Annotated in this window: 11 protein-coding genes; 9 read left to right on the top strand and 2 right to left on the bottom strand. The window is 64.5% G+C overall.

What is annotated here, in order from left to right; translation table 11 throughout:
- The first annotated feature begins 7 nt into the window (after nucleotides 1-7).
- The 8 genes from OSH05_RS14535 (at nucleotide 8) to OSH05_RS14500 (ending at nucleotide 10330) form a co-directional block, all read left to right on the top strand.
- Nucleotides 8-2056, top strand: coding sequence for a bifunctional aldolase/short-chain dehydrogenase (locus OSH05_RS14535; protein WP_104219848.1), 2049 nt, complete (start codon nucleotides 8-10; stop codon nucleotides 2054-2056).
- A 365-nt stretch (nucleotides 2057-2421) separates the two neighbouring features.
- A complete protein-coding gene (locus tag OSH05_RS14530; RefSeq protein WP_104219849.1) occupies nucleotides 2422-3792 on the top strand; it encodes an ABC transporter substrate-binding protein in 1371 nt (456 codons plus the stop codon).
- 194 nt (nucleotides 3793-3986) lie between these two features.
- Nucleotides 3987-4919: a carbohydrate ABC transporter permease gene (locus OSH05_RS14525; protein ID WP_165801623.1), complete on the top strand. Its 933-nt coding sequence runs from the start codon at nucleotides 3987-3989 to the stop codon at nucleotides 4917-4919.
- Nucleotides 4919-5788 carry a carbohydrate ABC transporter permease gene (locus OSH05_RS14520; protein ID WP_104219851.1) on the top strand — a complete coding sequence of 290 codons (870 nt, stop codon included), beginning with the start codon at nucleotides 4919-4921 and terminating at the stop codon, nucleotides 5786-5788. The genes OSH05_RS14525 and OSH05_RS14520 overlap by 1 nt, the downstream gene beginning before the upstream one ends.
- The gene (locus OSH05_RS14515; RefSeq protein ID WP_104219852.1) at nucleotides 5788-7341 is read left to right on the top strand and encodes a xylulokinase; all 1554 of its coding nucleotides are present in this window, start codon (nucleotides 5788-5790) and stop codon (nucleotides 7339-7341) included. The genes OSH05_RS14520 and OSH05_RS14515 overlap by 1 nt, the downstream gene beginning before the upstream one ends.
- 23 nt (nucleotides 7342-7364) lie before the next feature.
- The gene (locus OSH05_RS14510) at nucleotides 7365-8201 is read left to right on the top strand and encodes an HAD-IIB family hydrolase (protein ID WP_104219853.1); all 837 of its coding nucleotides are present in this window, start codon (nucleotides 7365-7367) and stop codon (nucleotides 8199-8201) included.
- A 1-nt stretch (nucleotide 8202) separates the two neighbouring features.
- Nucleotides 8203-9288, top strand: a complete 1086-nt coding sequence (locus tag OSH05_RS14505; protein ID WP_104219854.1) for an ABC transporter ATP-binding protein — start codon at nucleotides 8203-8205, stop codon at nucleotides 9286-9288.
- The gene (locus OSH05_RS14500; protein ID WP_104219855.1) at nucleotides 9281-10330 is read left to right on the top strand and encodes a glycerol-3-phosphate dehydrogenase; all 1050 of its coding nucleotides are present in this window, start codon (nucleotides 9281-9283) and stop codon (nucleotides 10328-10330) included. The genes OSH05_RS14505 and OSH05_RS14500 overlap by 8 nt, the downstream gene beginning before the upstream one ends.
- Before the next feature lie 60 nt (nucleotides 10331-10390).
- Here OSH05_RS14500 and OSH05_RS14495 read toward each other — a convergent pair whose 3' ends face one another.
- Nucleotides 10391-12442, bottom strand: a complete 2052-nt coding sequence (locus OSH05_RS14495) for a bifunctional aldolase/short-chain dehydrogenase (protein WP_104219856.1) — start codon at nucleotides 12440-12442, stop codon at nucleotides 10391-10393.
- Between the two features lie 153 nt (nucleotides 12443-12595).
- Here OSH05_RS14495 and OSH05_RS14490 point away from each other — a divergent pair, with 153 nt between their 5' ends.
- A complete protein-coding gene (locus tag OSH05_RS14490; RefSeq protein WP_104219857.1) occupies nucleotides 12596-13564 on the top strand; it encodes a sugar-binding transcriptional regulator in 969 nt (322 codons plus the stop codon).
- On the opposite strand, the gene OSH05_RS14485 is transcribed toward OSH05_RS14490, so the two are convergent.
- Nucleotides 13561-14505, bottom strand: a complete 945-nt coding sequence (locus tag OSH05_RS14485) for a carbohydrate kinase family protein (RefSeq protein WP_104219858.1) — start codon at nucleotides 14503-14505, stop codon at nucleotides 13561-13563. The two genes, OSH05_RS14490 and OSH05_RS14485, sit on opposite strands and share 4 nt — an antisense overlap.
- Nucleotides 14506-14529 lie beyond the last annotated feature (24 nt).

Raw genomic sequence — 14529 nt, 5'->3', positions numbered from 1 at the left:
TATCCGTATGAAATCGCGTTGGTCGGATTCGGAATTTCAATCCGTCGTCGACTTCTATGTCAGATCCGGACTGAACGTCGATCTGGCCACCCGAGTCTATACGACACGGCTGCTCGGCATCGATCCCGAACTCGTCCTGCATGGCGGCGGGAATACGTCGGTCAAGACGGTCCTGATCGATGCCGACGGCAGCGAAGTCCCGGTTATCTGCGTCAAGGGCAGCGGCTGGGACATGGGTACCATCGAGCCCGCCGGGCTGCCGGCCGTGCGTCTGGCTGAGCTCGCGGCGCTGGCTCGCTTCGACACGCTGTCCGACATCGAGATGGTGCGCCAGCAGCGCCGCCTGCTCATGGATCCGAGCGCGCCCAACCCGTCGGTCGAGGCGATCCTCCATGCGCTGATCCCGGCCCGGCATGTCGACCACACCCACGCCAACGCCATCGTCTCGCTGACCAACCAGCCGAATGGCGAAGCCCTGATCCGGGAGATCTTCCCGGACAGTATCATTGTTCCCTATGTGATGCCCGGCTTCGATCTCGCGAAGGCCTGCGCCAAGGCGCTGGCCGCAGCGCCCGGCGCCAGCAGCATGATCCTGCTCAAGCACGGCATTTTCACCTGGTCCGATGACGCACGCCAATCCTATGAGGCGATGATCGAACTCGTCGACCGGGCCGAGCATCGCCTGGCGAAGGGCCGCCAACGACCCTTCACCGCCGCGGTCCAGCCATCCGACCTCGCTGCGCCTTCCGACATCATGCCGATCCTGCGCGGCCGGCTGGCGCAGCCGACTGCGGTGGAAGGGATGTACAAGCGGATGGTGATCGCCTTCCGCACCAGCCCGGCGATCCTCGATCTCTGCAACGCCGTCGACGCCGCTGACATTGTCTCGCGCGGCAACGCGACGCCCGAGCATGTCATCCATATCAAGCGCAAGGGTATCGCCCTGCCCGCGCCGCAAGCCGGCAAGCTTGACGTCTTCGCCGCCGAACTCGATCGTGCGCTGGCAGACTATGTCGCCGACTATCGCGCTTATTTTGAACGCAACAATGCGCGGGTCGGCGGCGACCGGGTGATGCTCGACCCGCTGCCGCGAGTCTTCTACGTCGCGGGCGTCGGCATCTTTGCCGCCGGGGCCTCGGCCAAGGGCGCGAAGGTCGCAGCCGACGTCGTCGAGGCAACCGTCGACGTAATCACCAAGGCCGAGGGCATCGATGGCTGGGATCCTCTGCCGGAGACCGATCTATTCGATATCGAATATTGGTCGCTGGAGCAGGTGAAGCTGAGCAAACAGGCGGAAAAGCCGCTTTCGAGGCAGATCGCCGTCGTCACAGGCGGGGCCGGTGGTTTGGGCCTCGCCATTGCCAAGGCGCTGCGCGAGGAAGGCGCCGAAGTTGCGATTCTCGATATCGCCGCCGACAGCGTGGCTGCGGCGGCAAAGTCGATCGGCGGGCTCGGCCTTTGCTGTGACGTCACCGACGCGGCTTCCGTCGATAACGCCATCGCCGCCGTGGCTGCGGCGTATGGCGGCGTCGACATCCTGATCTCCAATGCCGGCGCGGCGTTCCAAGGGGCGCTCACCAGCGTTTCGGACGAAACCTTCCACCGCGCCTTTGCCCTCAATTTCTGGGGCCATCACTATATGGCGCGGGCGGCGGTCCGGGTCATGGAAGCGCAGGCAACCGGCGGCGCGCTGGTCTTCAACGTCTCGAAGCAGGCAGTCAATCCCGGGCCGGATTTTGGCCCGTATGGCACCTCGAAGGCCGCTCTGATGGCGCTGATGCGCCAATACGCGGTCGAGCACGGCGCTTCGGGGATAACCTCCAACGCCGTCAATGCCGACCGGATCCGCACAGGATTGATGACCGACGAGATGGTGGCTGAGCGCAGTAAGGCACGCGGCCTGACGCCGGAAGCCTATATGCGCGGCAATTTGCTGAAGCGCGAGGTCCTGACCAGCGACGTCGCCGCGGCCTTCGTGCATCTGGCGAAAGCGCGGACGAGCACGGGCGCCGTCCTGACCGTCGATGGCGGCAATGTCGCCGCGATGATGCGGTGAGGGAGGCCAGAATGGGAGGGATCAGGCGCCGAGCCTCTGCACATCGGACTTGATTCCGACGCTGGCGCCTCTCTCTCTTCTTTACAAAAGTCTGTGGTGTTTTATCTTGTGTAAAGCCATACTCCAGCATCTCTTCCGGCCCGCTTGGTCCCGATGCAAGCCAAGTGAAGAGATTCAGGACCGCGATGTTCAGCGAAGCTACTCCATGTCGACGGATCAGGAGGGATGCATCGGCGCCAGGTTGACCAGCTGAACGGTGGCAACAACGGAACAACTCGTCCCACCTTTCCGTTCCGCCATAATTATAAAAGCAAGAAACGACCGACCGAAATACCGTGCTCACTAATGAGCGATTGGAGGAAGCGATGAATAGAATTACTACCACCGCGTTGGCGCTGGCCGTGACCGGCTTGTCCGGAGTGGCAGTCGCCGCCGAATACGAGAAGGCGGTCGTCGACTCGGTCGCAACCTACGCCGCCCCCGGCGCATTTGACGGCGTGACGATCAATGTCGCCTGCCGCAGCCTGCCCGCGATGGACTTCATCGCCAGCCACAAGGAAATCTTCGAGAAGGCGACCGGCGCGACGATCAAGTTCACCAACTATCCGGAGAACGATCTTCGCAGCAAGATCGTCGCCGATGCCTCGAACAAGGTCGGCGGCTTCCAGGTTTACTGCCTGGACAACAACTATATTCCGCTGTTCGCCTCCAACAAATGGGTCGCCCAGATCGATTCCGCCATCAAGCCGGAATACAAGTTGGATGACGTCTTCGACAGCCTGAAGACGTCCTATTCCTGGCAGGGCGGACTGTTTGGCCTGCCGATCTATTCGGAGGTTACGCTTCTCTATTACCGCAAGGATCTGCTCGACGCTGCCGGCCTGACGCCGCCCAAGACGCTCGACGAGCTCGAAACGGCCGCCGCCAAGCTCACCCAGCCGCCGCAGACCTTCGGCATTGCGCTGCGCGGACTGCGCGGCGAGGGCATGAATGCCTACACCTGGACCGAATGGATGCGTTCCTACGGCGCCAATTTCCTGGATGCCAACATGCATCCGGTGTTCAACTCGCCGGAGGCCATCGAGGGCACCGAGCACTACTCGAACCTGATCAACAAGTATGGTTCGCCGGGTAACGGCACCTGGGGCTGGGACAAGGTGTCTTCGGCGTTCGCGGCTGGCCGCGTCGCCATGATCGTCGAGTCGAGCGCCTTCTATCCGGTCTTCAACGATCCCAAGCAGTCGAGCGTCGTCGGCAAGGTCGGCTATGCAGTCGTTCCGGCCGGCCCGAAGGGCGCCTTCCCGGCCAACTACTCGATCGGTCTCGCCATTCCCGCGACCGTCGATCCGGCGAGCAAGACCTTCGCCGCCGCCACTGCCTTCCTGCAGTGGGCGACATCGCAGGAGATGGAGTTCGCGCGTACCGACAAGGATATCGGCAACGAAGACCGCAAGTCGGTCAACCAGTCCGACCTGCTGAAGAGCAAGATCGACGCTGGCTACATCCAGGCGGTGCAGGAAGGCCAGGCGATCACCAAGACTCACTATCGCCCCATGATCCCGCAGTGGCGTGAGATGGGCGACATCATCGGCGCCGAAATCGAGGCGAGCTTCACGGGCGGCAAGTCCGCGAAGGAAGCGCTCGACGCTGCCGCAGAGCAGGTCACGGCCCGCTTCAAGAGCCAGGGCGTGCTTGATACGCCGCGCGCCTATCCGGAAATCTTCCCGGACAAGTAAGCGGACGCCGCCGCGCCGCGAACGCCTGGTCCGGCTTTCGCTGTCCCTAGACCGGGACAGCGGGAGCCGGGCGGGAGGTCGATTGCCGGCCCCGCGCCTTGATGACACGATCCCCGCTTCCGACCGGCCAGCGACCGGATCGGGCTGTCGTATCCGGCGCCACCGTTCCTGCACGCTCAAAGGAAAATCAATCCATGCTCGCCAATGCGAACCTCGAGAGCGGTAGTTCGGCGTCGCCGCCGGCACGGACCCGTTTCCGGCCGTCCCGCTGGCTGGTGCCGCTTCCGGGTTATCTGCTGCTCGCGATCCTCACGCTCCCGCCCTTCGTCTATGGCGTCTATCTCTCGCTGGTCGATATCGACATCGCCATTCCCAACCGTCCGGTCAGCTTCGTGGGCCTGGCCAATTACTACGAGATCCTGTTCAGCGCGGCGGGCCAGAACGCGATCTTCAACACGCTGCTCCTGTCCTTCTCCTCGACCATCGCCGCAGTGGTATTCGGCATGGTGGTCGCCTATCTGATCGCCTTCTTCGCCGGCCGTTTTTCGGGCTTCGTCGTCGTCTTCGTGCTGATACCGCTGTCGGTTTCGCCGGTCGCCGTGGCGCTCGTGTTCAGCCTGATGCTCGACCCGCTCTATGGGCCAATCCCGCAGGTGATCTATTCGCTGACGGGCTCTCTGATCGCGCCGACCTCCAACGTCTTCGGGGCGAGGCTCGTCATCATCCTGCTCCAAGCCTGGCAGTGGTCCCCGATCGCGGTGATCCTGCTGCTCGGCGGCATCCAGAGCCTGCCGCGCGAGCCCGTGGAGGCCGCGCTGATCGATGGCGCCTCGCTCTGGCAGATCATCCGCAAGGTGCATATGCCGCTGCTCCGGCCGCTGATCGCCGTCACCGCGATCTTCGAATTCATCCTGTGCAGCCAGGTCTTCGCCGCCACCCAGCTTCTGACCAATGGCGGCCCAGGCACGGCCACGGTCGACCTGTCGCTGTTCATCTACAAGGTCGGTATCGCCGAATCCGGTCAGGTCTCGCTGGCGGCCGCCGGCGGCATCGTCGCCCTCATCATGGGGCTCCTCAGCGCCGCGCTGTGGCTGCGTGTCACCAAGTGGGAAAAGGAGATCTACTGATGGCCGCCTCGGACAGCCCCGCCAACGCTTCGCCGCTCACCATCGGCCTGATCGGACCTGTCGGCACCTGGATCGGCCGCATCCTGCTCATCCTCGCCCTCGCCATCTGGGTCGGCCCGCTCTATTGGCTCGTCAACACGGCCCTCAAGGTCAAGGTCCAGATCCAGAGCGCCGCGCCGGTATGGTTCCCCGATCCGATCACGCTCGAAAACATCGAGTGGGTCCTCGACAATCTGGATCAGGGCGCTTTCTTCCGCAGCCTTCGCGTGGTCAGCATCTCTGTCGGCATCGCCATGTTCTTCGGGCCGCTGATGGCCTACGCGCTGTCGCGCTTCAAGACGCGGTGGAACGGCCAGCTCGAGAACTGGATCATCTCGACACGCATGACGCCGCCGGCGGCGATGATCATGCCCTATTATTTCCTCGCCCTGCATACCGGGCTCATGAACAACGAGCTCGGGCTGATCATCGTTTATGTGGCGATCAATCTCCCGCTCGCCGTCTGGATCATGCTCGCCTTCCTGCGATCGATGCCGGACGACGCGGAGGAAGCGGCGCTCATCGATGGCTGCGGCGTCTGGCAGGCCTTCTTCCTGATCGTGCTGCCGACGCTCAAGCAATCGATCATCTCGGGCGGGTTGCTGGTCCTCATCCTCGCCTGGAACGAGTTCTTCATCGCCTTCGTCCTGATGTCGTCCAACATCACCTTCCCGGTTCAGGTGGGCAGCTTCCTCGCCGTCGGCCTCAATCCGGAATATGGGCATATGGCCGCAGCCGGCCTCCTTCTGTCGCTGCCGCCCATCCTCATTGCCGTCCTGTTCAGAAAGTCGTTGCTGACGGGCGTCCATGCCTTCTCGGGAGGCAAGTGATGCAGGACGGAGTGCTTCGCGATCTCGTGGTCGGCATCGATTCCTCGACCTCGGCCACCAAGGCGATCGCCTGGGATAGAGACGGTAGGGCGATCGCCGAGGGCCGCGCCGCCATCCCGCTCTCCAATCCGAAGGTAGGTCATTTCGAGCAGGATCCGGCGGACTGGTGGGGGTCGACCGTAACGGCCCTCAGCCAATTGATCCGCCAGATCGATGCAGCCCGGATCGCCGGGATATCGATCTCCAACCAGCGCGAGACATTCGGGCTCTTCACCGAAGCCGGCGAGGCGGTGCGGCCGGGCCTCGTCTGGCTCGACGACAGGGCAACGCCGCAGCAGCACAGCTTCGGCGCCCTTTTCGGCGCCGAGCGGATCCGCTCCGTCTCCGGCAAGCCTCTCGACGTGATCCCGTCGCTCTACCGGATGATCTGGCTCAAGGAGCATGAACCGGAGGCGTTCGCGCGGGCCGATCGCTATGCCGATGTCCATGCCTATCTGACCTTCAAGCTCACCGGCCAATGGCTGACCTCGGCCGCATCGGCGGATCCGAGCGGGATGGTCGATATGCGCGAAGGGATCTGGTCGGAAGCGATCCTGACCGCCGCGGGCCTGCCGATGCACCTGATGCCGGAAATCCGGCGGCCGGGGACGCAGCTCGGTGAGATCGACGAGAAAGCCGCGGCCGCGACGGGTCTACTGGCAGGAACGCCGCTCATTGCCGGCGGCGGCGACGGGCAATGCGCCGGCACGGGAGCCGGCGTCCTCGGTGCCGGGCGCGGCTATATCAATCTCGGCACGGCTTTGGTCGCCGGCACCTATGGCCGCGCTTACGCCCACGACCTCGGCTTCCGCACGGAGATCGCGATCGCCGAGGAAGGATACATCTTCGAGACCTGCCAGCGCTCTGGCACCTTCCTCGTCGACTGGCTGACGCAAGAGATGATGGGAGTACCGGCCTCCGACCGATCGGCCTTTCTTGCCAGCATCGAAGCGGAGGCAACCGCGAGCCCGCTGGGTGCCGGCGGAGTGATGCTGCTTCCCTTCTGGCAGGGCTCGATGACGCCGCATTGGGACAGCGCGGCCCGCGGTGTCATCGCCGGCCTCTCGGGCTCGACCCGCCGCGGCGATCTCTATCGCGCGCTCCTGGAAGGTCTCTCCCTCGACCTGGCACTGTCGCTGAAAAAGGCGATGGCGGTGACCGGACAGCCGATTGATCGGCTCCAGGCGATCGGCGGCGGCGCGCGGTCGGAGCTTTTCCTCCAGATCCTCGCCGACACGCTGGACCGCCCCATCAGCCGCTCGGAGGCGAAAGAAGCCTCGTCGCTGGGTGCGGCGATCGCCGCCGCGAAGGGCATCGGCTGGTTTGCCACGATCGACGACGCGGCGGCCGCCATGGTCGGACGGGCCGCCGAAACCTTCGATCCCGATCCGGGGCGCGTTGCCGCCTATCAGGCGCTGGCCGCCATCTACGACGAACTCTGGCCGATTCTGCGGAACTGGAACCAGCGCCGGAGCGACGTCGTCGCCTCCCTCAGCGGCGAGCCGATTGGCTGATGGCGGAAACTACGAGATTGAGCATGCAACCCATTGCGTCCCTGCCCGGCTCCGTATGTCGCAACCTGATCGGCGTCCTGACCGATATTGACGACACGATCACCTCGGACGGGCACCTGCCGGCTGCCTCCTACGCCATGCTGGAGCGGCTGCGGGAGTCCGGGCTGCTGGTCATTCCGATCACCGGCCGGCCCGCCGGCTGGTGCGACATGATTGCCCGCTTCTGGCCCGTCGATGGGGTCGTCGGCGAGAATGGCGCCTTCTCATTCCGCTACGATCACGCGGCCCGGCGGATGATCCGCCAGTTCGTCGCCACGGAAGCCGAACGAAAGGCCAGTCGCGTGAAGCTCGCCGCCCTCGCCGAGCGGATCCTGGCGGACGTACCGGGATCTGCGGTCGCCTCGGATCAGCTCTACCGCGAAGCCGATCTTGCCATCGATTTCTGCGAGGACGTGCCGCCGCTACCGCCGAAGGACATCGACCGCATCCTGGAACTCTTCGACGAAGCTGGCGCGGTGGCCAAGGCGTCGTCCATCCATGTGAATGGCTGGTTCGGCAATTGGGACAAGCTGTCGATGACGCGGCGCTTTCTTGCCGAGGCCTTCGGCATCGACGTCGACCAGGCGCGCGACCGCTTCATCTTCTGCGGCGACAGCCCGAACGACGTTCCGATGTTCGGCTTCTTTCCCTCGTCCTGCGGCGTCGCCAACATCATGGATTTCGCCGACAGCCTCGCGGCGAAGCCCGCCTATGTGACGACGGGGCGCGGCGGACAGGGCTTCGTTGAAATCGCCAGCCAGATTCTGGCGGCAAGACAGGATGCACCCGTCGCATCCGGTATCGGAAAGGGAGCGCGCTGACATGGCATCCGTCACCATCGACGACATCCGGAAGAACTACGGGGCGCTCGAAGTCGTGCACGGGCTCGACCTGCACATTCCCGACGGACAGTTCGTCGTGCTGCTTGGGCCGTCGGGCTGCGGAAAATCGACGCTGCTGCGCATGATCGCCGGGCTCGAATCCATCACGTCCGGCAAGATTTCGATAGGGTCGCAGGTCGTCAACGACGTGCATCCCAAGGATCGCAACATCGCGATGGTGTTCCAGAACTATGCGCTCTACGCGCATATGAACGTCTTCGACAACATGGCCTTCTCCATGAGGCTGAAGAAGACGAGCCAGGCCGAGATCAAGAAGCGTGTCGACGAGGCAGCGCAGATCCTCGGTCTGGAGCCCTATCTCGACCGGCTGCCGCGCCAGCTCTCGGGCGGACAGCGCCAGCGCGTCGCGATGGGCCGCGCCATCGTTCGCGATCCGCATGTATTTCTGTTCGACGAGCCGCTCTCCAATCTCGACGCCAAGCTCCGCGTGCAGATGCGTACCGAGATCAAGGAGTTGCACCAGCGCCTCAGAACCACGACGGTCTATGTGACCCATGACCAGATCGAGGCCATGACGATGGCCGACATCGTCGTGATCATGCGCGACGGGCATATCGAGCAGGTCGGACGCCCGCTGGATATCTATGACAATCCGCTGAACCTCTTCGTCGCCGAATTCATCGGCTCACCCGGCATCAACCTCATCCACGGCGAGGTTTCGGGCGAGAATGGGCTGCCGGTGGTTCGAACCGCCGCGAATGTCTGGCCGCTGCCGCCGAAGGCACCGGTCCGACCGGGACAGAAAATCGTCTACGGTATTCGGCCCGAACATCTGATGCCGCTGCCGGCGGATCAGGCCGGCGCTCTCGGCGTGCCGGGACGGATTTCGGTGGTCGAGCCTACCGGTCCGGAGATCCATATCTACGCGGATGTCGAGGGCCAGGAGATCTGCACGGTCTCGCGCGACCGTCTGGGATGGGCGCCGGGTTCCGACATCCGGCTGACGCCGCTGCTCGACCGGGTGCATCTGTTCGATCGCGAGACTCGGAGCGCGATCCATGGCTGAGATCGTCATCCTGGGTGCCGGCGTCATGGGAAGCGCCATGACGCTGCCGGCGGCCAACCATGGCGCGAGCGTAACGCTGGTCGGCACGCATCTCGATACGGAGATCATCCGCTCGGTCGCCGGCAATGGCTGGCATCCCCGCCTCGGGATCACGCTGCCGGAGGCCGTGAAAGCTCGTGACTGGACAGATCTGGGGGATGCCCTCGCCAAGACGCCGGACCTCATCATCCTCGGCGTGTCCTCGGCCGGCGTCGGCTGGGCGATCGACCGACTGGTCGCCACCCTCTCTGGACCGACGCCGATCCTGATGATCACGAAAGGACTGGCGACGGACGGCACCACTATCGAAGTGCTGCCCGCGCAGGTTCAACGCGAGCTCCATCGGCGCAGCGGCTTTGCCGTTCCGGTCATGGCCGTGGGCGGCCCTTGCATCGCTGGGGAATTGGCGGCGCAGCGGGATACATCGGTGATCGTCACCGGCGAGGATCTATCCGAAGTTGGCCGCGCTCTCGGCCTGCTGCGCTCGCCCTACTACCATGCAAGCGTTACCGACGATATCATCGGCGTCGAGGTCTGCGCCGCTTTCAAGAACTTCTATGCGATTTCCGTCGGTTCGGTCGGCGGACGGCTGGAGCGCGACGGCAAGGCGCCGAACGCCGCTCTGATGCACAACCTCTCCGCCTCCACCTTCACCCAGGCGCTGAAGGAGATGCGCGAACTCGTCGTCGCGCTCGGCGGGGACCCCGCAACCGTCGGCGGCCTTGCCGGCGCCGGCGATCTCTATGTGACCTGCCAGGCCGGACGCAATGGCAGGATGGGGCGGCTGCTCGGATTGGGCCTGCCCTATTCTCAGGCCAAATCCGACCACATGCCGATGGATACCGTCGAAGGCGCCAATCTCGCGCTGGAGCTCGGGCCGACGATCGAGCGGATGATGGCCGACGGCCGGCTCGACGCCGAGGCCATGCCGCTGACGCGGGCTATCATCGCGGCCATCTGCCGGGACGAGCCTCTTCTATTGGAGTTCTCGCGGTTTCACTGATGGGTCTCAACGGCCGGACCGAGCGAAGCCGGAAAGCCTCCGGCTCGCTCGGGTACTGCCTCAGCGCATCATCGCCGCGACATTACCGCCATCGACGGTGAGCACGGCTCCCGTGGACGCCCGCGACGTGATGAGTGCCAGTCCGGCCTCGGCCACGTCCCGCGCCGTCACCTCGCGCTGAAGCAAATTGCCTCGCATATAGAGTTCGGGCGTCACGCCGCGGGCGCGAGCGCGCTCCGCGACCATGGCGTCGGTCATCAACCCGGTACGAATTCGGTCGGGGTTGACCGCATTGACCGTGATGCCGTCCGCCGCGTGCTCCAGCGCGTATTGCCGCATCAGCGCCATCAGCGCCGCCTTCGATGTGCCATAGGGTCCGAAATCCGGACCCGGATTGACCGCCTGCTTGCTGACGTTGAACAGGATTGCACCGCCCGTCCCCTGCTTCAGCATGACCCTTACGACGGCGCGGGCGATGTAGTGATGGCCCCAGAAGTTCAGATCGAACGCCGCGGCGAAGTCGCTGTCGGAAACGTCCAGCAGAGCGCCCTGCCAGGCCGCGCCCGCATTGGACACGAGGATGTCGACGCCGCCGAACGCCTCGGCTACCTGCGCGATCGTCGCGTCCACCGCGCCTGCATCCGTCAGATCGCAGGCGAGACCGAGGCCGCCGAGACGCTTCGCCTCGGCCGCCACACGCGCCGCATCGATGTCGATCAGCGCGATCTCCGCGCCCTCGCTGTGCAGCAGTTCGGCCATGGCGAGACCCAAACCACCTGCCCCGCCCGTGATGACCGCGACTTGCCGCGTCAGCAGTTTCTCGGCCTGCTTGGCGAGCTTCGCCTGCTCCAGCGACCAATATTCGATGTCGAACAAGTCTTCCTCGGACAGGGCTTCGAAGCGGTCGATGCCTTCGGCGCCCCGGATCACCGTGATCGTGGCCTCGGCCACATCGGCGCCGATCCGGGCCGCCTTGCGGGTCGGCCCGGCGGCGAAAATGCCAAGGCCCTCAACGTAGAAGACCCTCGGCATCGGGTCCAGCATGGTCTTGCCGCCCCCCACGCGCGCATTGTTGCGGTCGAAATAGGCCTGATAATCGGCGACATATTCCGTAATTCGCGCCCTCACCAATTCGGCCCAGGACCCCAGATCGCCTGCCACGGGCGCGGGCAAGGCGACGCCGAAACGCTTGATGTGGATGACATGCTCGGGCGTCGCGTTGCCGCGCCGGACGAGATCGCCGACATTGGGCGCGCCGCAGAAATCGAGGATGTCCGGGTTGCTTCGGTGTTCCAGGATGAAGCGTCGCGGCCTTCCCTCCTGCTTGCCGGGCAAAGCGATCGCTCCCCGCAGGATCGGGGCAATGTCGGCCGCCTTAGCGAGAGGCAGCGACGGCGCCGCGGCCCGTCCGAACGGGCTGGGATTTCCTTCGGCGATCCGTCGTTCGGCCCGATCGATCGCCTCGATCATCGCCTCATAAGCGATGCGCGGATCGTCGGACCAGGTGAAGATACCGTGCTTCAACAGGATCATCCCGGGCGCGTCGGGCCTCTCCGAATAGGCCTTAAGGCAGGCTTTCGACAGATCGAAGCCCGGCATCACATAGGGAACCACGATCATTTCGGGAAAGAGCGCCCGGATGATCGCCTCGCCGTTCGGCTGGTTCGTCAGCGCCACGATGGCGTTGGCATGGGTATGGTCGACATGCTTGAAGGGCAGGATCGCGTGCAGGACCGCCTCGACCGAAGGATTCGGGGACGAGGGATCAAGCAGCAACCGGCGCTGCAGCATCACCATGTCGTCATCGGAGAGGTGCTCGTAGTTCACCATCGCCCGCAGTGGCTCCAGCCGAAGGGCTGGCAGTCCCGGCGGCTCGATCTGGCCCATGTCCCAGCCGCTGCCCTTGACGCAGAGGACTTCGACCGGCGTGCCATCATGATCCTGCAGCACCGTCTTGACCGATGTGTTGCCGCCCCCGTGCAGCACCAGACTAGACTGTGCGCCGAGCAGGCGAGTCGTGTAGGTGCGGATCGCCACGTCGCGGTTGATCTCCGCCCTTTCATATCCCGACACGACCACTTCGAATTCGGCGTCAGACCAGCTGGATTTCATGGAGGTTCTCTCTGGCGTTCGGATGGTGCAACGCGCACGCAGACACAATGCAGTGTCAATTGTCATATTGAGATGACAAAAGGCAAGATGCATTTGTCGAACGGTTGGCAGTCACGGAATTCTGTGCAAAGAACCGAGGGTTGCGAGGGGGTCATGCACGACATGGTATCGGACGCGATCGTTCCGGCGGAGTTTGACGATGTCGTCGTCTGGGCGGCCTGGCTCTATTATGAAGAGCAGTTGAACCAGAGCGAGATCGCCGCCCAACTCGGCGTTTCGCGTGCAACCATCGTGAACTACCTGCAAGAGGCCCGGGAACGCGGCGCCGTGCGCATCATGATGAGCGCGGAAGTGATGGCGCGCAGCACGGTCGCACGCGCGCTGGCAGCTCGGTTCGGCCTCGTCGAGGCGTTGGTGATACCCCGAAATCCCGCCGACGCGACGCAGCGCCTGTCTGCCCTTGGCGCCGCCGGTGCGCGGCAATTGGAGCGGATGATCTCGCCAGGCGAGACCATCTGCGTCTCCTGGGGGCGGACGGTCCTGGCGGTGGCCGATGCCATCGCCCTGGCGCGACCCGTCGAAGGGTTGAGCGTCGTCCAGGTTACCGGCTCATCCATGGGCAAGCGCGAATTCTCCTCGGAGCTTTGCACGGCGATCATGGCGCGCAATCTCGGGGCCATCAGCGTCAACATGCACGCCCCAGCCGTGCTAAGCAGCGCGGAGCTTTGCCTCGCCCTGCGGAACGAGCCAATCCTGAAACACCAGTTCGACCTGATCCGCCAGGCGCGCACCATCGTCTTCGGCGTCGGCAGTCTGGGGCCGGAAAGCACCATGCGCATCGCCGATGTGGCGACCGACGCGGAAATCGATGCTTACGCGGCCATCGGCGCGAAGGCCGTTCTGATCTGTCGGTTCCTCGATGCCGAGGGCGGGCAGGTCACGCGCGATTTCGACCACCGCATGATGGGAATCGAACTATCCGAGCTGCGCGCCATCCCGCGACGGCTCTGCGTCGCGGGCGGTCCGTGGAAGGTCGATGCACTGCGGGCAACCCTGAAGGGCGGCTTCGCAACGCATCTGGTCACGGATATGGAAACCGCGGAGGCCCTGCTGGCCAGCTAGGACCGGACAGGCGTGGTGTTCATGAAGTCCATCGTGTCCCCGAACGACCGGATCCCGGCATCCGACCCGAGACCGGTCGCCACCAGCGCCGCCGACGCCTGTGCGAAATTCAGGGCGGTTTTCAGATCCATCTTGTGATGCAGCGCCGTGATGAAGCCGGCGTCGAAGGCATCGCCGCAGCCCGTCGTATCGACGACCTGAATGTCGAAGGCGGGCTGGCGCATCACCTGCCCGGCATGATCCATGAAGCAGACCCCATCGCCGCCCAGCGTGAAGACGCAGTGCCTCACCCCCCGGTCGATGAAGAACCGCCCTGCCGCCTCGACATCGGCTTGGCCCGAGATCAGGCGGGCCTCCTCGATCGAAGGCATGAAATAGTCGATATTGGCCAGCAGAGGCGCGATCAGATCGAGGGTGCCTGCATTCGCGCCCAGAAGATCGAACGTCACGATGCGCCCGCGCCGCTTGGCCTCGGCCAGCAGCCGCGCGCTCGGCTCGCCGTCCAGCTTCGCCAGCAAGCCCGTGCCGCCCAGATGGATGATCGGAGGGGCCAGAACGGCATCGAGCGCCGCGACCGGCACTTCGAAATGGTCGGAGGCGCCACGCTGGTGCAGTGCCGGGCGGTCGCCATTCCGCCGGACGTTGAGGATCGTCGCCGAGGTCGGAACCCCCTTGAGCTGCTGCATCAGCGCCGTATCGACGCCGAACTTCTTCAGCGTCGACAGGACGAAATCGGCCTTCTCGTCATCGCCGACCGCGCCGACGGCAAGACAGTTCAGACCCAGCTTGGCGAGATCGACCACCGTGCCACCGGCTGTGCCCGCAACGGTCAGACGGATTTCGTCGATGAACTCCACATTCCCGCCGGCCGGGATCGCATCGACCGGGCGGCCGAGAATGTCGAGAATGTAAAGGCCGATGACCGAGACATCGTGGCTCATGTTCCCCCCTTGTGATTGAGCGCG

Source organism: Kaistia algarum (genome assembly GCF_026343945.1).
GTDB classification, from domain to species: domain Bacteria; phylum Pseudomonadota; class Alphaproteobacteria; order Rhizobiales; family Kaistiaceae; genus Kaistia; species Kaistia algarum.
This window is presented reverse-complemented; position numbering and strand designations above follow the sequence as displayed.

Excerpts from the sequence above, each read along its gene's own strand:
- OSH05_RS14535 (WP_104219848.1), top strand. The coding sequence starts at position 8 with ATGAAATCGCGTTGGTCGGATTCGGAATTTCAATCCGTCGTCGACTTC.
- OSH05_RS14530 (WP_104219849.1), top strand. The coding sequence starts at position 2,422 with ATGAATAGAATTACTACCACCGCGTTGGCGCTGGCCGTGACCGGCTTG.
- OSH05_RS14525 (WP_165801623.1), top strand. The coding sequence starts at position 3,987 with ATGCTCGCCAATGCGAACCTCGAGAGCGGTAGTTCGGCGTCGCCGCCG.
- OSH05_RS14520 (WP_104219851.1), top strand. The coding sequence starts at position 4,919 with ATGGCCGCCTCGGACAGCCCCGCCAACGCTTCGCCGCTCACCATCGGC.
- OSH05_RS14515 (WP_104219852.1), top strand. The coding sequence starts at position 5,788 with ATGCAGGACGGAGTGCTTCGCGATCTCGTGGTCGGCATCGATTCCTCG.
- OSH05_RS14510 (WP_104219853.1), top strand. The coding sequence starts at position 7,365 with ATGCAACCCATTGCGTCCCTGCCCGGCTCCGTATGTCGCAACCTGATC.
- OSH05_RS14505 (WP_104219854.1), top strand. The coding sequence starts at position 8,203 with ATGGCATCCGTCACCATCGACGACATCCGGAAGAACTACGGGGCGCTC.
- OSH05_RS14500 (WP_104219855.1), top strand. The coding sequence starts at position 9,281 with ATGGCTGAGATCGTCATCCTGGGTGCCGGCGTCATGGGAAGCGCCATG.
- OSH05_RS14495 (WP_104219856.1), bottom strand. The coding sequence starts at position 12,442 with ATGAAATCCAGCTGGTCTGACGCCGAATTCGAAGTGGTCGTGTCGGGA.
- OSH05_RS14490 (WP_104219857.1), top strand. The coding sequence starts at position 12,596 with ATGCACGACATGGTATCGGACGCGATCGTTCCGGCGGAGTTTGACGAT.
- OSH05_RS14485 (WP_104219858.1), bottom strand. The coding sequence starts at position 14,505 with ATGAGCCACGATGTCTCGGTCATCGGCCTTTACATTCTCGACATTCTC.